This window comes from Paenisporosarcina antarctica (genome assembly GCF_004367585.1).
GTDB lineage: Bacteria > Bacillota > Bacilli > Bacillales_A > Planococcaceae > Paenisporosarcina > Paenisporosarcina antarctica.
This window is the reverse complement of the sequence record NZ_CP038015.1, coordinates 3490083-3508104: the sequence shown is the minus strand read 5'-3', so window position 1 is coordinate 3508104 and position 18022 is coordinate 3490083. Positions and strand designations below refer to the sequence as shown.

General features: G+C 36.2%; 16 protein-coding genes and 2 pseudogenes. 11 read left to right on the top strand and 7 right to left on the bottom strand.

Going from position 1 to position 18022, the window contains the following annotated elements; translation table 11 throughout:
- Positions 1–11: 11 nt before the first annotated feature.
- Genes E2636_RS16690 through E2636_RS16680 form a run of 3 tightly spaced genes read right to left on the bottom strand, consistent with a single transcriptional unit; the run spans position 12 to position 1653 of the window.
- On the bottom strand, positions 12–632 hold the full coding sequence (locus E2636_RS16690) for an FMN-binding negative transcriptional regulator (RefSeq protein ID WP_134211287.1): 621 nt from the start codon (positions 630–632) through the stop codon (positions 12–14).
- Positions 633–656: 24 nt separating this feature from the next.
- Positions 657–1175: a spermidine/spermine N(1)-acetyltransferase gene (locus E2636_RS16685; RefSeq protein WP_134211285.1), complete on the bottom strand. Its 519-nt coding sequence runs from the start codon at positions 1173–1175 to the stop codon at positions 657–659.
- A 25-nt stretch (positions 1176–1200) separates the two neighbouring features.
- On the bottom strand, positions 1201–1653 hold the full coding sequence (locus E2636_RS16680; protein ID WP_134211284.1) for a MarR family winged helix-turn-helix transcriptional regulator: 453 nt from the start codon (positions 1651–1653) through the stop codon (positions 1201–1203).
- A 126-nt stretch (positions 1654–1779) separates the two neighbouring features.
- Here E2636_RS16680 and E2636_RS16675 point away from each other — a divergent pair, with 126 nt between their 5' ends.
- Positions 1780–2223: a GNAT family N-acetyltransferase gene (locus E2636_RS16675; protein ID WP_134211282.1), complete on the top strand. Its 444-nt coding sequence runs from the start codon at positions 1780–1782 to the stop codon at positions 2221–2223.
- Between the two features lie 16 nt (positions 2224–2239).
- Positions 2240–2863: a YczE/YyaS/YitT family protein gene (locus E2636_RS16670; protein ID WP_134211280.1), complete on the top strand. Its 624-nt coding sequence runs from the start codon at positions 2240–2242 to the stop codon at positions 2861–2863.
- Between the two features lie 206 nt (positions 2864–3069).
- On the opposite strand, the gene E2636_RS16665 is transcribed toward E2636_RS16670, so the two are convergent.
- Positions 3070–3669, bottom strand: a complete 600-nt coding sequence (locus tag E2636_RS16665; RefSeq protein ID WP_407670266.1) for a helix-turn-helix domain-containing protein — start codon at positions 3667–3669, stop codon at positions 3070–3072.
- Between the two features lie 128 nt (positions 3670–3797).
- Here E2636_RS16665 and E2636_RS16660 point away from each other — a divergent pair.
- The 3 genes and pseudogenes from E2636_RS16660 (at position 3798) to E2636_RS16650 (ending at position 6719) form a co-directional block, all read left to right on the top strand.
- A pseudogene (locus E2636_RS16660) lies at positions 3798–4689 on the top strand (DMT family transporter).
- Between the two features lie 78 nt (positions 4690–4767).
- Positions 4768–5634 (top strand): PhzF family phenazine biosynthesis protein, encoded by an 867-nt coding sequence (locus E2636_RS16655; RefSeq protein WP_134211276.1) that lies wholly within the window; start codon positions 4768–4770, stop codon positions 5632–5634.
- A gap of 890 nt (positions 5635–6524) precedes the next feature.
- A complete protein-coding gene (locus E2636_RS16650; protein WP_134211847.1) occupies positions 6525–6719 on the top strand; it encodes an aspartyl-phosphate phosphatase Spo0E family protein in 195 nt (64 codons plus the stop codon).
- Between the two features lie 100 nt (positions 6720–6819).
- Here the strand turns inward: E2636_RS16650 and E2636_RS16645 are convergent, their stop codons facing one another.
- Entirely contained in the window at positions 6820–7494 is a 675-nt protein-coding gene (locus E2636_RS16645) for a response regulator transcription factor (RefSeq protein WP_134211274.1), read from the bottom strand.
- Positions 7495–7499: 5 nt separating this feature from the next.
- Positions 7500–8660, bottom strand: a complete 1161-nt coding sequence (locus tag E2636_RS16640) for a sensor histidine kinase (RefSeq protein WP_134211272.1) — start codon at positions 8658–8660, stop codon at positions 7500–7502.
- Between the two features lie 363 nt (positions 8661–9023).
- On the opposite strand from E2636_RS16640, the pseudogene E2636_RS19695 reads away from it, so the two are divergent.
- Both E2636_RS19695 and E2636_RS19140 read left to right on the top strand, forming a co-directional pair.
- A pseudogene (locus E2636_RS19695) lies at positions 9024–10252 on the top strand (IS4 family transposase).
- 90 nt (positions 10253–10342) lie between these two features.
- Complete coding sequence (locus E2636_RS19140) at positions 10343–10516, top strand: hypothetical protein (protein ID WP_166669566.1); 174 nt, start codon at positions 10343–10345, stop codon at positions 10514–10516.
- 840 nt (positions 10517–11356) lie between these two features.
- Here E2636_RS19140 and E2636_RS16630 read toward each other — a convergent pair.
- Complete coding sequence (locus tag E2636_RS16630; protein ID WP_208324099.1) at positions 11357–11572, bottom strand: hypothetical protein; 216 nt, start codon at positions 11570–11572, stop codon at positions 11357–11359.
- Between the two features lie 8 nt (positions 11573–11580).
- Here E2636_RS16630 and E2636_RS16625 point away from each other — a divergent pair, with 8 nt between their 5' ends.
- From E2636_RS16625 to E2636_RS16610, 4 genes are all read left to right on the top strand, one after another.
- A complete protein-coding gene (locus E2636_RS16625; protein WP_134211270.1) occupies positions 11581–11790 on the top strand; it encodes a GGDEF domain-containing protein in 210 nt (69 codons plus the stop codon).
- A gap of 649 nt (positions 11791–12439) precedes the next feature.
- Entirely contained in the window at positions 12440–13135 is a 696-nt protein-coding gene (locus tag E2636_RS16620; protein WP_134211268.1) for a GAF domain-containing protein, read from the top strand.
- A gap of 20 nt (positions 13136–13155) precedes the next feature.
- Positions 13156–13515 (top strand): helix-turn-helix domain-containing protein, encoded by a 360-nt coding sequence (locus tag E2636_RS16615; protein ID WP_134211266.1) that lies wholly within the window; start codon positions 13156–13158, stop codon positions 13513–13515.
- Positions 13516–13700: 185 nt separating this feature from the next.
- Positions 13701–17990, top strand: coding sequence for a PAS domain S-box protein (locus E2636_RS16610; protein ID WP_134211264.1), 4290 nt, complete (start codon positions 13701–13703; stop codon positions 17988–17990).
- Positions 17991–18022: the final 32 nt, after the last annotated feature.

Here is an 18022-nt window from a genome sequence, read left to right as displayed (position 1 = left end):
AGGAAGGATTGCTAAAGATTTTTTCGTTTCTTTTCCATCACTTCGGCCAATTGCTTCGAATCTGGATTTTCTTCATTGTGCAATTGCTCAATGATGTTCGCATAATCATTTTCATTTCGATTCTGGCTTAATTTATAGGCAGCCTGGATTTCTCCTACCTTAATCTTGAATCCAACAATTCCTTTTATTTCTTTTTCCAATAACGAAGGGGAGAGCTTATCCCATAGAACTGGGTCTTCCCGGTGTTTCTCGTATTTTTCCAACAACTTTGTCAGGTCTTGTTTCAATTCTTCTTCGTCCAAAATGGTGGCAGTTCCATATACATGCACCGCCTGGTAGTTCCAGGTCGGGACATTTTCTTGTTCATACCAGGAAGACGAGATGTAAGCGTGCGGTCCCTGGAACATTACCAATACTTCTTCAGTAGTTTCAAATGTCCGCCACTGGGGATTGCCATAAGCCATATGCCCCGTTACATAGTAGGCCTCTTCTTCTTTTATCAATTGGAAGGGAAGATGAGTCGCAATGGGTTTGCCTTTTTTTGTGGTAACAAGTGTTCCAAAAGAATTCGTTTGAACAAATTCCCGGATTTCTTCAAAATTAGTGACCTTAAAATATTTTGGAGTATACATGATTATCCGCCTTTCACTAAAAATTTATTGGAGTGTTTTCGTCATGATCAAGTCCACTTGTTCGTCATCGCCCATAAAAAAGGAGTGAGAACCTGTTTGGACAAATCCCTTTTTCTGATAGAACGCAATGGCGTTTTCATTATCTTCCCAGACGCCTAGCCATATTTTCTTTTTCTGCTGTTCCAGCGCAATTTCCACCGCTTTGTTCATCAAGTGTTTCCCAAGGCCATATTTCTGGAATTTCTTCTTTACATAAATCCGCTCGACTTCCAGCGAATCATCGCCCATCCCTTCTGACTGTGCCTCGTCGGTGTTGACCTTTAGGTAGCCAGTTGCTTCCTGATTCAAATAAACAAAATAGAATTGCGAAGATGGATTGGCTAATTCATGTTTTAGTTGATTCAAGTTGTATGCTCTTTCTATATAGGCATTCAAGTGTTCAGGTGAATTCTGTTCATGGAAAGTTTCGCTAAAAGTTTCCACACTAATTGTTTTCAGGTCCCGTACATCTTCCAAGGTACATTTCTTTATCATCATCGTCATTTAAATAGGTCGCTCCTTTAGCTCGTTAATAATTTCGCCTGTTTCCTTTTTTTACAGATTCCCAATCCTTCTCAACGTTTTTCCGGATTCGCTGCAAAAGATTGAATGTGGTTTCTGCTTCTTTTTCTGTAAAACCCTCTAATGCGACGAGATCGGAATGTTCATTTTCTCTTTTGATGAAAGGGTAGACCGAGTTTCCTTTCTCTGTTGGAAAAAGTCTTTTGATCTTTTTATTGTGTGGATCTTCTTTCTTTTCAATAAAGTCATTCATTACTAGTTTTTGAAGTACGCGAGTTGCTGTGGATCGATCTACTTTGATCATATCTATTAATTGTTCTTGAATGATTCCCGGGTTTTCGCATATCCGCACCAAGTACAAATATTGCCCTTTGGTAAGATCAAATTCTTTGAATTCAATGTTGCTGATGGAATCTAGTGCCCGTGCTATCATGCCGATTTCACGCAGAATCTCTTTCATAGGAGTCTCCTTAATAAAATTTTTTGTTGCAAATGCAATAATAAAAGTCTATATTCAATGTAAACTATGTTTGTTGCATTTGCAACAAACTCATTAAAAAATATTAATTTTAAAGGGCTGAAAAATATGCATGCCACAAAAATAACCAGTGAAGAAGAATTGAAAAAAGCATTTGCCATCCGAGAACAAGTATTTGTAAAAGAACAAGGTGTACCACTAGAAGTAGAGTTTGATCAGTATGATACACTCGCTGGAATTTGTGAACACGTACTCGTTTTCTACAATGAACAAGCAGTGGGAACGGGAAGGGTAAGATTTATGGTGGAAGTGGGAAAATTTGAAAGAATCTGCATTCTTGAACCTTACCGGAAATTTGGTCTTGGAAAAGTCATTATTAAGACGTTAGAAGAAATGGCCGAAGAACGGGGAGCCTCGCAGATTAAATTACATGGACAGACCCAGGCTGAAGGTTTCTATACAAAACTTGGGTATCAGACTTCCTCTAAACCTTTTATGGAAGATGGAATCCCGCATGTTCTCATGATAAAAGAAGTAGCTAAGAAGAGTTGATAAGGGGATAAGTAATATGAAATATGCTTTTTATATTATCGGAATTTTACTGTTAACCCTCGGAATTGCGCTCACAATCCAATCCGATCTTGGAACGTCGCCTTTTGATGCCGTGTTGGTAGGGCTATCGAGAAGCGTGGGGCTTACCGTGGGAAGCTGGGAAATTATAGTGGCTGGACTAATGATCGGCTGCAATTCAATTTTAATAAGAAAAAAACCGGAAGTGTTGGGATTGGTAACAGCTGTTATCACGGGAATCGGTATTGATTTATGGCTTTTTCTTTTGGGCAATTTGATTACGCCAGAATTATGGCCAAGCAAAGCCGTTTGCTTTTCTGTGGGCTTAATCGTTATAGGAATCGGAACGGCAACGTATCTACACACAAATCTTGCTCCAATTCCAGTGGACCGTCTAACATTAATCCTGAAGGAATTAACCGGAACCAATTTATTCTTTTCAAGAACGCTCATTTATCTCCTACTCTTGATTTTTGCCATGATGCTAAATGGACCTATTGGCATTGGAACTGTACTAACCGTCTGTTTAGGGGGCCTGATACTTAATTTCTTCATGCGCCCTGTTGGGAGAGCATTGGACGGTATATTAATAAACTTAAATAAGTCACCAAATAACCTCTAAAGGTAGAAATAGAAGTCACAAATTAACCTATCATGACTAATCAGAAGTTGCAGGAAATCCCTCGCATTTAAACTCAAAAGGAAGAGAATGTGCTGGTAATTGAGCACGATTTTTTCTTTTCTTTGTGAAGACGATTTTTTGGAATAGTCTCCTTTTTAGTGGTTCAAGTCACTCTTTCTTCTAATACTTACATGGGGAGGCACTATCTAAACTAATGATGGAGTTAGTACGAATAAAATATGATTCGGTTCATCACTCTTGTTCAAAAATCGGTGTTTCACGTTTGGTGGAATGCGGACGACATCTCCTTCATTTAATAAATATTCGGTGCCTTCCAGTTCGACATATGCTTGTCCTTTCATGACGACAGCAATTTCTTCTTGGTTGTCGTGTGAATAGTGACTTTCCGTAGTGCTTGCGTGTGCCTTTAAATCCATTATTAAGAGTTCAATATGGGCTTTCATGAAGTCGGGTGTTAACACATCGTAGACAATATGATCACTATTCTCACGATATACGTTCTTTCGGTCATGTTTTCTCGAAATGAGCGAATCCGTATCGATTTCATTAATGAAGAGAGTGAAGAGTGGAACATTCAATGTTTGCGCGATCAGTTTAAGTACACTTAACGAGGGATTTTCCTGTCCTCTTTCAATTTGGCTAATAAGTGAAGTGCTAATGCCTGCATATTCGGCGAACTCACGAATTGTCATGCCATTCTTTTTCCGATAATTTAACACCGTTTGCCCGAGGCGATGATTGTTCATAGTAAAAATCCTTTCTAAAATAATGTCTGTTTCATTCATTTTGTGCTGACATACTAAACACGGAGAATTAAAACTCCCGTGGATTACAGAAGTATTTTATACTTACATTTGTACATTATAATGTTTTAATTTCATTATTGTAAACAAACATCTAGGGGGAAACAGAATTGAAATCACCATTTATTTCTTACATGGCTTTAAATTTTGGGCGTATTTACGTTATCGACTTCAGCAATCTTTGTGAAGTTGGCAGATGCACCTGCGGAAATTACAGCATTTTACCGGATGCTTTTTGCAGCAGTAATGCTTTTGCCATTCTTATTGGTTAATAAAAAGAACCGCCAAGAATTACGCTTGTTATCAAAAAAACAATGGGGACTCGGATTATTATCAGGCGTATTTCTAGCAGCCCATTATGTGTTGTGGTTTGAATCACTAAATTACACATCTGTAGCAAGCTCGACGGTTATCGTTACCTTACAGCCCCTCTTTTCGGTGGTTGGCGGCTATTTTCTATTCAAAGAGCGCTTCAGTAAAGGGGCTATGACGGGCTGTCTCGTCGCGATTGCCGGAAGTATTGTCATTGGCTGGCAAGATTTTCAAATCAGTGGACAGGCATTATTTGGCGATATATTGGCTTTTATTGCGGCCGGCATCATAACAGCCTACTTCTTCATTGGCCAGCATGTTCGTAGAAGGCTATCTCTTATCCCCTATGCAGTTATTGGTTATGGGAGCAGTACAGTGTTTTTAGGGGTTTTTGCCTTCAGTCAGCAAACACCCTTCTTCAATTATTCTGCACACACATGGTGGTCCTTTATTGGATTAGCTTTTATTGCAACAATTTTAGGGCAAACAGTTTTCAATTGGTTGTTGAAATGGCTAAGTACTTCAATTATTTCAATGGCTATATTAGGAGAAATAATTGGAACTTGCCTACTCGCTTATTTCATTTTGGATGAGGTCATTTCTTTGCAACAAGGTTTGGGTATCGGATTCATTTTAATCGGTTTAACATTATTTTTACTACAGCAAAGAAATAGGGATCCAGTGGCATAGGAACTGTAATAACTGTCTGTTTAGGAAACCTGTCTCTAATACAGATATTTAAATTTAAAATTAGGAGCTGTAATAGTCATGGATTTTTATATTGTAGATGTCTTCGCAGAAGAAAAATATCAAGGCAACCAATTAGCGGTACTTATTCCTGCAAGAGCAATATCTACAGAAGAAATGCAAAAGATTGCAAGAGAGATAAACTTTAACGAAACCACCTTTATTCTTTCTGGCAAACAAGACAATGGAGGATACGATGTCCGGATATTTACTCCAGATGTAGAGGTTCCTTTTGCCGGTCATCCAACACTGGGGACAGCATTTATCATTCAGAAAGTTTTAGAAAACAATGAAAGCAAACAAATAACGCTAAACCTTGAAGTAGGGCAAATCCCTGTAACTATTGAAGGTGAACAGTTAATAATGAAGCAAAACCCACCCGAGTTAGGAACGATTATTCCTGATCAAGAGATTTTTGCCGAAATGTTACAGATTTCAACTGAAGATATTGATTCCAGTTTTCCGATTCAAATCGTATCAACTGGATTACCAGCAGTAATTGTTCCTCTTGCTTCATTGGATGCTGTAAATCGCTGCAAGATCAATCATGCTCATTATCAAAATTTCATTGATAACGATATAAAAGCGAATATCCTTGTCTTTGCTCCTGAAACCAAACGAAAAGAAAATGACCTAAGTGTAAGGGTGTTTTTAGATGACCCAGGATTCTCTGAAGATCCTGCGACTGGAAGTGCAAACGGAAATCTTGCTGGATACCTTATCGCCCATAACTTTTTTGGAAGCAAAAATATAGCGTACAGAGTTGAACAAGGTTTCCAAATGGGAAGACCATCTATTTTAACTATACAAGCCGAAAATCACCAAAATTCCATTGAAATCTTAGTAGGGGGGAAAGTGTTTTTAGTCGCAAAAGGAGAATGGTATTAATATAAAAAATCAAATTCGAGCTTTTTTCAAAATTTTTATTTTATTATTTTATAGATAAAATTACAATTCTTCTCAACATGAAAAGAACTCACTACTAATTAAGGGATGCTGTTCACGGGGAATACAATAGAAAAAAACACCTATAGTTCCTTATTTATTTATAGTTTTCCAATTAGTTAAATAGGGATGCAAAAGAGAAGAGCCTCTCAGGGAAAGTAAGTTTGCATATGACGGCTTATCGGAAGTTGCCAAAGATATATAAGAACCCCCAACAACCTTGTCTTAACAGGATTGCTGGGGGTTCTCAATTTATATGCAAAATAGCACTTGAAATAAGTGTGAAATATCATCTAAAGTGACATTTTTACCATTTCTGACGTGTTCAGAAATGGACGAGTTTTGTTACACATTGCAGGACAGTTTAATATTTAAAATTATAAACAAATACTTATCCTCCTTTTGTTTTTCGGCCAATTGAGTTTATTTCATTTGAAGTGAGAGTTACCGATCATAAATAATCCCTATCCAACTTTAGAAATACACTTACTAGCAAAATGAATAAATCAATTATGATGGTTCGGACAAAATGCAAATTACCTCTCTCTTATGAATGTTTTCCAATCAAACATTCTAGTTCTTATTACCCTTATTGTTATCTGTACTTTATAACTAATAATTAAAGGAAATAATAAAATAAAGTTTTTTCACTCATCAACTTAATATAGGTTGCGAATATATAATGTATTAAAAATCACTTAAATTTTATAATAAGTCTTTATGGAACATGGATGAGAAGGACCTAGATATTTAACGGAGTACGGAGTATTAGCATCAGCAGTACCACCAGGAAGCATTTATAAGCTTATGGAGAAGTGAAACGGAATATATTAATGGGAAAAATAAAATTAAAAAAGAGAAAGATGTATCGGAGTGCCAAACGTTTTGGTTTTACAGATTCTCGTGTTGTTACTTGCAGTCAAGACCTGGATATCCTGTTAAACAGATACCAAGAAATTATGGAAGTAACTTTCGTGTTTTCAGTATTTATAGCTTTTGTAAACAAAGGAAATGGATTGTCTAACTGAAATAGATTAACTTCCCGGGCAAAAAAGTAGCAATAAGGAATGAACCCTTATCGCTACTTATGTATTTCTCCAGTTCCTCTTATTAAGGGACACAGACCCATTAAAGGTCATTTTCGTAGAGGTAAGCGACTACTTTAGATCGACTTGAAACCTTCAGTTTTTTATAAATTATACTAAGATAATTTTTTATGGTACCAGCTGATAAATACAATTCAGAAGCAATAGCTTGATTAGACTTCCCTTGTTTTAATTTCCTTACAATATCTCGTTCCTGTAGAGACAAGCTATTCCACTTTTCATCATGATGATATGTGATCATATCTTTCGACGATTGCTTTTCACTAAGTTCAGTTGTTTGGAGTACATGTGCAAGACGTAGCTGAATACTAGAGGGGTAATTTATCCTGCCATCTAAGCATTCCTTTACAGTAGAAAGTATTGTTGCCGTGTCAACCCCCTTTACTAAAAAGCCGCTAGCTCCATGAGATATCGCTTTCCATATGTATTCTTCATCTTCAAAGGTCGTCAATATCAAGACCTTCGTATCAGGAAATTTAGTTTTAATTTGCTTTGTTGCCTTCAAACCATCTAAATTCGGCATTTGAATATCCATCAAAACAAGCTGAGGGCGATGCACTTGTACTTGCTTTATCGTTTCCAAACCATCGCCCGTTTTTGCGACTATGATATATTCTTTCTCCATGCTTAAAATAGCTGCTAAACCGTCACGAATTAAGGGCTGATCGTCAGCAATAAGAATGGTTGATTTAGACAATTCACTCACTCCTGTCCAGTAGATTTTGCCTGAATAGGTATTTTTATCTTCAATGTAACACCGTTGGCAGAAAATTTGTTTGAAATTGACAACTTCCCGCCTACATCAGTTACTCTTTCTTTCATGGTTTTTAGACCAAAGCCATGAACTATTTGGATTGGGGATTTACCATTATTAGATAATATAAATTCTATGTAATCAGAATATTGAGTCAATGAGAAGTGGAAATAGGTACTAGAACCGTGCCGAATTCCATTGGTAAGACCCTCTTGTAGTGCACGATAGAGTGTTATCTCGATTAATGAAGATAGATTAGATACCGTTGTGTCTACTTCACATTCAATTTCCACGTTGGTTTGCTTCTTTGTTTCATCAATTAATTTGATAAGCTCTGGTATGAACTGGGGACCTAGTGGATCTTCGCGCAACAAATATACGGAACTTCGCACGTCATCCAAACCGCTGCTAATATGTGCTTTCGTTCTTCTAATCATCTCTATAGCAAGGGAATAATGTTTTTTTTCTATAGCATGTGATGCACTTTGTAATCCAACTATCGCTGATGTTAGCGTATGTCCAACCGAGTCATGAATTTCACGGGATATTCTAGTTCGCTCTTGCAATATTGATTTTTCCTCCAATTCAATTGAGGATTTTTGCAATAATGCATGGTCTCTAGCCAGCTGATTCTTTTGATGAAAAGTAATTTGTGCAAGGTAACTCATCCCGAAAATAGCAAAGTATTCTATGACTCTAGGCAAGAAAACGTATATTTGTTCAAATGGCGGAAAATTGCGGTATGCCATTAGACTTATAAGACTGAAAGTATAGCTCACTATGGTAAAGAAGAGAGAGAGGTTTCTAGAATGATGCAAGGTGAATTCTCCTATAAGAATTAAGACAAAAACTTGTGCAAAAAAGCTTCCCGACCATACAAATATGACCAAAGCCAATGCTAATTGAAAGAATAAAAACAGGACACCTATAATTCGATGTAAATCAATTTTTATCATGTAATCTCGAATCAATAAAAGAAAGATATAAGTGAAGGATAGCAAGCATAGTTCAAAAGAAAACTCAGTCGTATGGAGTAATAATAAAACAGTTGCTCCTATAACTAAGATAGTAGTAAATAAATTTATTGTTTTTTTAAATTCTGAATTCATTATGTCCTCCCGTAGAATGACTTCCTTTCACTATATACCTTATCACATTCATTACTTAAGTCATATGTTATAGGGGTTAATTGTGACTAAAGCACCTAAAATAATAACTCGATAGTGTGATTCTTCATCTGGACTAGTTCTTTAGAATCTTATATATTATAAGTACCCTAAAATAAATCTTGCTAGTAATTAATAACTCAACTTTCGCGCCAATATAAATTGATTTAACCAGCGCGGCAGTAAAGCATTTCCATGTTTCATTAAGTTCCTTGACGGTTGAATTGAACAGAAGAAAACACCTCATTCCATTTGTAAAGTAGAGTTGTCGAAAAACTACTACCAAATAGAAGGGGTGAATTCCAAATAATAGACCAAAACTCACCAAACTATCAACTGCCAAATGAACTGAACACTGTTTTTCTAAGTTTGAAATCTTCAAACATCTCCGGAAATCCGGTATAACCAAAACCTTCGGCTTTTCTTGCGCGTACTTATTCAAGCTCGTTTTCTGTCTGATTTTCCAGCACAAGAAATGGCTTTCCCTGCTCGATTCGAAAAAAGCGGACCGATATCCTGCCAAAGATGCCGTCTATCGGTTCCTAAATCAGCCGACATTCAATTGGCGGCGATTCTTGTTGTCTTTCAGCTCTTCGACGATTCAAAAAGTGGATTGCCTGACCTAACAAACCCGACCGAAGGTATTGCGTGGACGATTCGGCGTTCGACCGGAACCTCAGTAAAAAGGTGGAACTGCTGTTTTGATCATGCTTCTCAGAAAATGAATTTCTATAAAGGATTTTTCCTTCTCAGTTCCAAGAAAGCAAAATTAATGGGATTTCAACCGACATCGATAAATGAACTTCGGGTTATAAGCGACGGATGAACGCGCTGCAGACAGCCCCCGAACAGATTCCGGACATGATTCGCTGTGCGATTTCAAGTGGAATTGATGTCCGTTATGTCCTGATGTATTCCTGGTTTACCTTGCCGCGCTTATCCAAGCGATCGTTGGACAAGGATTGGATGTGATCGGCATGGTGAAAGAGACGAAACAACGCTTTTCAGTGAATGGCCAATTGGTTGAAACAACTGTATCGCTTGGCTCAACCGGTTCAGGAAAAAAAGTGATTCTTCGTTCCATCCGCTGTGTCATGACCAACGGGACACCCATCAAGAATGTCTTCGTCCAAAACCGGAATAAAAGGAGGAAATGGTTGGCTATTTTTAGCACCGATAAAACCTTGACAGAACGGGAACTTATCCAAATCTACGGCATGTGGTGGGACATTGAGGTGTTCTTCAAGACGACTAAATCGTTGTTAAAACTCCAAAAGGAGTTCCAAGGGCGTTCCTATGATGGATTAATCAGCCACACGAAGATTGTGTTTTCCCGCTATATAGTTTTGTCCTGGTAAAATCGCTGCAATACCGATGAGCGCACTTTAGGTGGTCTCTATGATGAATTATGCGATGACTTGAATGAACTCCATTGGGCAGTTGCGCCGCAGCAATTAATCGAGCTTCTTGAAGATGTCCTGAAACAAGCCAATGCGAAAATGAAAATGCTCATCGAAAGTCAACTACAGTATTAGATGACTGGCCAGCCCGGTTATATCAAGGCTTATTTGCCGATTTCACTCTGCAAAAGTTGAGTTAATAATAGTAAATGGAGTGATTTCTAATTGAGTAAAAATGAAATTGATTTAATAGCTCTATTAAAATATGGCGAAAATGTAGATCAAGCTTTTATTGATTTAACGAAAGCATTTGTTACTTCACAATATATTAAAGAAAAGACAAAAATCAAAATTCTAAACCGATTAGTAAATGATTATGAGCAGTTAAAGAAAGATTAAATCTATTTTAAATCTCTCCTAATATAAAGGTTGCATGGAAGGGGAAGATTATTACGCCTTATTATTTTTTTAAAGAAATTTGGACGCCATTCAAACTAATAAATATACGACTTTATTTTGAAGTACATGAAAATATTTATTGGATGAAAATAGGAAAACACTCTAAAAAGCGTCTTTTTATGAAATCAAATAAAAGATGAGTACACGCGAAATATTACGGAACAGAGACGAACACGCGCATAGTATGGTTGATTTCTCTCCAACTAACATTTCTTTAGTGCGTTATAAATGACCATATAGCTCTTTCCCATATTGACATCAAATGCGAGACTTGGACAAGCTCCATGATAAATAGAATTTCGTTCACTTCATAGAATAAGATAACCTATCTATACATACCAAGTTATTCAGTGGCACTTTGTTGAGGCTCTCTATATCGGTCATGCATTACACTGCGCTGTTTGGCACTGAATATACTTACCGTTTATATCCAGTGAAGGTTGATTTTCAAACGATAGATGTGAGCCAACTAGCAACGTTCATCGGCATAGGATCAATAGTTATGGTCATATTGGTCCTCATAAGTTCGTATCTGGTCGCGAAGTTCTCGAATCAGAATAAAGAAAATACTTACTTAAACATATATTGTTATATCAATATTTTAAGTTATAGAGGTTCCTTGATTGTATATGCAAAATTATGTTTAAAATCATGCATGTCATTTCTTAAGGTGAAACTACTCTTATATCACTCTGTAACATAAGAAAGAATTATAAAAGCTAGTGAACTTAGATTACACAATAGATTAAAATTTTTAATTTGTAAATCTTATTACATAGACTAATTTAATAAATTTAATACATCATAGTTAAAGTATTCGATATTGCGTTTTTGGCTTGAGTCTTTAAAAATTAAAGCTAATTCAGATAGCTCATTTAATACGTTACGAGCTGTTGATGCTGCAATGTTGAAACGTTTAGCAACTTGTACAGCTGTTGTATTGGGTTCTCTAAATGTAAATAAGTACACGTCCTTTTGGATGTATACCAGTATCATCAAGGGGAATGAAAGAGTCGATTGAAACTGCACTTCAAATCATAAGTGAAATAAAGTCAAACCCCATAAATGTTAAAGGTCATCAATTTTTCATATCAGTCAGTGTTGGAATGACTTATGTAGAGCACGGAAAACCTCTCAAAGTCTTAGTGAATGAAGCAGATATGGCTATGTATGATGCTAAACGTAATGGAGGTAGTATTCTGAGAGTTCATTAATTAGAAATGAACGAATTTTCAATGGCGGTAATGGTATTTACAAGCTTTAGGAATTTTTTATATGTGTTCAAAGTGTTGCTCTACAGAGTAAAGCTTTTTTGGTGATTGGGTTGGAGTAATCCTCAGAGCAACAAGGGCTCAGAATTATGAAGTAGATTCACTTAGAGCGATGAAGTTATATATTCGAATTTTTCGAGTGTCCATTAAAAGAGGATGCTCTTTTTTGAAATTATCATAAGAATCGTTAAATTTTTAATGGCTATGTAACAAAACTCGTGTTTTTCTGAACACAACATTACTGGATTGAAAAAATATCAATGATCTATATGTTGAATCTATAAAAAACGAAAGGATTATTAATCATAGTACTGTTACTTTGTTCTAATCAGAGTAAATGACATTGAAACTCAATGATAACTTCCTCTTCCCTCGGCTGTAACACGATGTTTTATATTTAAAAGTAGTTCAAAAATACTAGTAAAGAATAGTTTAGTGGTATAAATGTATTATTTACTAGACATTTTTGGGCATTAATCCTGTATTTAAATTATGCGCTATAGGTTACATTAGTCTTAATAGATTTAAAACAAGTGATAGAAACTATTAAAATAAATAATAATATATGTTTTTTGAAAGGGGTGGGTTTTGTATGATATTAAAAAATAACTCAAATTATCAACATATTGTTGAAAATCTACGTGAATATAACTTAAAGAAAAGCATAAAAGCTCAATTAAAAGTAATTAACCCTCTTTTGTGCAATAAAGCAACAGATTTAAAGGTCCACTTAAAAAATGCTTTAGCTAATGGGTTAATCTCTAAAAGTGAATCCGAGTTCTTAGATATTAAAATGAACCTAGGACGTATGTGTTTGGAATTGGAACAAGTATTAGATGGTATTTATGTTTCTATCTTGTTCTATGATAGTGAACGAAATTCTATCTATCATGGAGCTTGTCCAAGTACCCCAGCAGACTTTTTTGACTTCTTTAAAATAATTAATGAACAGGGTCTTTTCAATGAAAATTGTTGCTCATGTGGAAAGGCAGTTTTTGAAGATAAAGTCGTCCAAACGGATATTGAAACGAGCCCTTTATGGTCAAACTTTAAGGGTTACCCCCTTAAAGTAGGCCTCAAGTCTTGTACTTCAATTCCATTCTATACTAGTACTGGACGACTGGCTGGAACGTTCGCCAACTACTCTTATAAACCTAACCACATATTCACATACGATGAAGTGGCTATGATTCAAGAAAAAATATATATGTACCGTGATGAAATTCAAAGTATTTCTGATCGTCTTCATGAGCACACCCAAATTGGTCATACTGGATTGGGCATATAAGTAGAAAGAGGGAATTGAGAATGACATTTGGAGGACGCCTTAAAAACCTTCGCTTAGAACGAAGGTTCACTATGCAAGAAGTTGCCATCAAAATCGGACTTGCCAAATCGTCTTATGCAGGTTACGAAGGAGGACATAGAAATCCTCCCGTCAATAAATTGATAGCTTTAGCTCAGCTTTTTCAAGTTTCAACGGATTTCATTCTTGGTCTAACGGATATTCCGGACCCTGTTAACTCACTTCATAAGAAACATCTTTATTGGGATGGAATTCTTTTAAATGAAAAGGAATTAGTAATTGTTCAACAGGTTGTTGAATTAATAGTTACTAAGACTCAAGAAACCAGCAAAACAAAAAATGTACAGATAAATAACGGATAATCATTTATATTTTTTTCACTTGTAGTTCACTTAAAGTGAAAAAAGTTTAGTATGAGGGATTACTATCAAACAGGAAATGCAAAAGGGCATTCGAGTAATGAAAAGAAATAAGCAGAAATTGAATTATTCGTATCATTTAATAAACTAAGTAGCAAATTATTGATTAAAGAAAGGTAGGCGACTTTATGGAACACACAATAGCTGGAGATTATATTTTACTTGTTTTGTTATCCGTTATCGTTATCCTGCTTACCTCATTTACGGTATTCGATGTTAGTGCTCGAATGTTTCATGTAAGCAAACGTAAAAGGGGATTGTGGTTAATTGTGGGTTCTTTAACAATGGGTGGAGGAATTTGGGCCTTGCATTTTATTGGAATGCTTGCGTATATGCCCACCACGATTAATTACAACATCATGACTTTAAGTATTTCTTTTGCTATTACCGTTTTTTCATCATTCATTACTTTGTTGATTGTTTCCCAAGATAAGGTGAGTAAAAATAATTTTGTTTTTGGTTGTTTACTAATGTCTGCCAGCCTTGTCGGCATGCATTACATTGGGATGAAATCTATCCATATGAATGCCGCCATTACTTATAACCCGTTAATACTTCTACTATCAGTTCTTATTGCATTTATTCCATCTGTCATTTTTTATAAAGTCATCTACGATATCCGCATAAAAGAAACAATCCTATCTATGCATACCAAGTTATTCAGTGGCATTCTTGTGGGGCTGTCTATATCGGTGATGCATTACACTGCGATGTTTGGCACTGAATTTACTTACCATTTAAATCCGGTAAGCACTGATTTTCAAACGATAAATGCCAGCCAATTAGCAACGTTCATCGGTATAGGATCAATTTTTATGGTCATATTGGTCATCATAAGTTCGTATCTGAGCGTTAAATTCTCGAATCAAACGGCTCGGTTAAAAGTCAATGAACAATACTATAAGTCGCTATTCAAAGATAATTCGGAGGCAATAGTACTATTTGATTTGAAAGGTCATTTCGAAGACTATAATAAATCGGTAAATGAAATTTTTGGCTACTCGTTTGAAGAATTGTTTCATGAAAATTTCATTTCATTCGTTATTCCAGAAGATCAGGAACTTAGCATCCAACAATTCAGCTTAGCAGCAGCAGGTACTGTAACAACTTCTGACACATCAGTTCTACATAAAGATGGCTATCAAATGGATTTTAGAGTGAAAAATATCCCTGTTATTGTTGAGGGAAAAGTAGTGGGCGTCTTTGGTATCTTCAATGACATAACAGAATCCAAACAGGCAAAAGAGGCGCTTATTGAAGCTGAATCGAAATATCGAAGTTTAGTAGAACAATCCATAATGGGTGTATATATTATGCAGGATGAAAAAATCGTCTATTCCAATCCGCGCTTGGAGGAAATCCTTGGTTATAGCCAGGAAGAACTATCCGTACTTCAGCTTAAAGATTATGTTTATGAAGAAGATATTCCAATTGTAACCAAAAATATTTCAAATAGAATGAACAAGAGCATACAATCGATTCGATACGAATATCGGGCCATAAAAAAAGATGGAACAATGGCGTATTTGGAAGTCCACGGATCTACAGCAAGATATCGAGGGGAAAATGCAGTGATTGGGACCATTGTCGATATTACAGATCGTAAAAAAGCGGAAGAGACTATTCAATACATGTCCTATTACGATTACTTGACCGGATTGCCTAATAGTAATTTTTTGACTGAAAGGTTAGTAGAATTAGTACAAGACCACAAAGAGGCGGCTGTCTTATTACTTGAATTGGATCGACTGAAAACGATTAAAGATACTGTCGGTCAGGAAACTGGAAATTCCCTTGTACTGTTGGCAAGTGAACGAATCAAGCAGTTGCTAGGAGACGAGAATCTTCTGACTCGATGGCAGGAAGATAAATTCGTCATTCTTTTACCTGATACAGATCATGAACGCACGACACAAATAGCAAAAACAATTTTAGATGTCATAGCTCAACCCTTGAAAAACATTCACCATGACGTGTATGTCAATCCTAGTATAGGAATAAGCATGTATCCTAATGATAGTAATACTACTGAAACATTATTAGACATGGCCAATTCTGCACTACATTATGCAAAAAAACACGGCAATAATAGTTATCACTTTTACACGCCGGATTTGGATGGGAAATCACGAGAAAGTTTAGAGCTTGAAATGGAACTGTACAGGGCAATCGAACTTGACGAACTCACCCTTCATTACCAACCACAATTTCATTTAAGTACGGGAGAGTACATTGGCAATGAAGCATTAATTCGATGGAATCACCCAAAAAGGGGGTTAGTTTCACCGTTTCACTTCATTCCGCTTGCAGAAGAAATAGGGCTCATTATTCCGATTGGGGAGTGGGTATTGAAAACGGCTTGCACTCAAAATAAAGCGTGGCAAATGGCTGGTTTCCCACCAATCGTAGTTTCGGTCAACCTTTCCGCTCGTCAGTTTGCTCAAACGAATCTAGTGGAAGTTGTGGAGCGAATACTAGCTGAAACGAAATTGGATGCGAAATACCTAGATCTTGAAATTACTGAAAGTATGACCATGGATGTAGACCGAACGATCAGTATTTTGCAGGCACTGAAAAAAGTAGGTGTGAAAATTAGTATGGATGACTTTGGAACGGGCTATAGTTCTTTGTCATACTTGAATAAATTCCCGATTGATTCCTTAAAAATTGATCAGTCATTTATTCGAGATTGCCATCTTGACCAAAGCAATGCCACGATTGTCAAAACAATCATTTCGATGGCTCATCACTTGAATATACAAGTAATTGCTGAAGGTGTTGAGACGAAAGAACATCTGGACTTTCTCCAACAAAATCTATGCGATGCAGTACAAGGTTATTTATTGAGTAAGCCTATACCAGCAGAAAAAATAGAGGTACAATTCCTTGACTTGCAAAACATCATCAGCAGATTTGGATTAACCATCGAATTCAGCCATCGTTTATGGTTGGAAAGAGAATTAGAAATAACGAAACAAGAATTGCAGAAAACGATTCGTCAACAGGACGGTATGACGCTTAAATACAAATTAAAAGATGGGAAATTAATTCATACAATGTGTGATGGGGAATTGATCTATCGGATGGGATTATCTCCTGAGAAAGTCGTTGGAAAAGAACTTGCAGAGATATTTCCTTTGGAAAAAGCTGTGAAAAATGAAGCGTTCTATCGAAGAGCGTGGCAAGGCGAAGAGAATGTTTCCTATGAAGGGCATGAAAGCGGCATTGTTTATCTGGCCACTTTACGCCCGGTTTTCAGAATGGGGAAAGTGGTGGAAGTTATTGCCTCCTGCGTTGACATTACAGAACGTAAACGTGTGGAAGAAGCCCTTAGGTATAGTGAAATAAACTACCGGTTAATTGCTGAAAATACGAGCGATATCATCACCGTTGTGGATAAGAACGGTATAGTCCTTTACACTTCTCCATCATGTGAAATTGTAAGTGGATATTCAATAGATCAATTAAATGGTTTGTCAGGGTTTTTATACATCTATCCAGATGATTTGCCCTTAATTGAGAATATTTTCAGTGAAATCATGTTAACGAAAACTTCAAATCTTGTTCAATATCGTATCATTCACAAAAATAAGTCATTAATTAACGTAGAAGCAAAAATTACGCCTGTCTTGGGGGATGACGGTGAGATTGAACATTTCATTGTTGTTATTCGAGATATAACAGAACAAAAGAAAGCCGAAGACCATCTGAGAAAATGGGAAAGATTATCCGTAGCTGGAGAATTAGCCGCAGGGGTAGCCCATGAAATTCGTAACCCTTTGACATCGATTAAAGGATTTTTGCAGCTTCTAGATAAGAGTGAAATTGCTGCAGAATATTGCGATATTATGCTAAAAGATGTTAATCAAGTTGAATCCATTATTAATGAATTTCTGGCCTTGGCCAAACCTGAGGCTGCTCTCTATAAACCGACAGATTTAAAGGGGATATTAGCTAAAGTGGTAACTTTGATTGAATCCGAAGCTCATCTAAAAAACATTATCATTGAGTCCAAAATAACAATAGATCATCTTTTCATGAATTGTGATGAAAACAAAATGAAACAAGTGTTTCTAAATATAATAATAAACGCGATTGAATCCATGTCTTATGGTGGAGTTGTTAAAGTTTCAATGGAGAAAAAAGATGAAGAATCGGTTATTGTTCTTATTAGTGACCAAGGATGCGGGATGACTGAAGATCGTGTGAAAAAACTAGGAGAGCCTTTCTATAGCAACAAAGAAAAGGGAACTGGACTTGGATTAATGAGTAGTTATAAAATTATTCATGAACATAAAGGTGAAATTTTCATTGAGAGTAAAATTAATTCAGGAACCATAGTTGAAATTAAAATACCCTTAATTCCTGACTCTAAAATTTGTAAAGAAGCGAGATATACCCAACAGAATTCTGAATAAATTTGAAAACCAACTATAATTTTGAGTTTTGT

Coding starts and splice junctions, on each gene's coding strand:
- E2636_RS16670 (WP_134211280.1), top strand. CDS start 2,240: ATGAAATATGCTTTTTATATTATCGGAATTTTACTGTTAACCCTCGGA.
- E2636_RS16680 (WP_134211284.1), bottom strand. CDS start 1,653: ATGAAAGAGATTCTGCGTGAAATCGGCATGATAGCACGGGCACTAGAT.
- E2636_RS16640 (WP_134211272.1), bottom strand. CDS start 8,660: ATGAATTCAGAATTTAAAAAAACAATAAATTTATTTACTACTATCTTA.
- E2636_RS16615 (WP_134211266.1), top strand. CDS start 13,156: ATGACATTTGGAGGACGCCTTAAAAACCTTCGCTTAGAACGAAGGTTC.
- E2636_RS16610 (WP_134211264.1), top strand. CDS start 13,701: ATGGAACACACAATAGCTGGAGATTATATTTTACTTGTTTTGTTATCC.
- E2636_RS16650 (WP_134211847.1), top strand. CDS start 6,525: ATGGGAAAAATAAAATTAAAAAAGAGAAAGATGTATCGGAGTGCCAAA.
- E2636_RS16620 (WP_134211268.1), top strand. CDS start 12,440: ATGATATTAAAAAATAACTCAAATTATCAACATATTGTTGAAAATCTA.
- E2636_RS16630 (WP_208324099.1), bottom strand. CDS start 11,572: ATGATACTGGTATACATCCAAAAGGACGTGTACTTATTTACATTTAGA.
- E2636_RS16690 (WP_134211287.1), bottom strand. CDS start 632: ATGTATACTCCAAAATATTTTAAGGTCACTAATTTTGAAGAAATCCGG.
- E2636_RS16625 (WP_134211270.1), top strand. CDS start 11,581: ATGAAAGAGTCGATTGAAACTGCACTTCAAATCATAAGTGAAATAAAG.
- E2636_RS16655 (WP_134211276.1), top strand. CDS start 4,768: ATGGATTTTTATATTGTAGATGTCTTCGCAGAAGAAAAATATCAAGGC.
- E2636_RS16675 (WP_134211282.1), top strand. CDS start 1,780: ATGCATGCCACAAAAATAACCAGTGAAGAAGAATTGAAAAAAGCATTT.
- E2636_RS16665 (WP_407670266.1), bottom strand. CDS start 3,669: ATGAATGAAACAGACATTATTTTAGAAAGGATTTTTACTATGAACAAT.
- E2636_RS16685 (WP_134211285.1), bottom strand. CDS start 1,175: ATGACGATGATGATAAAGAAATGTACCTTGGAAGATGTACGGGACCTG.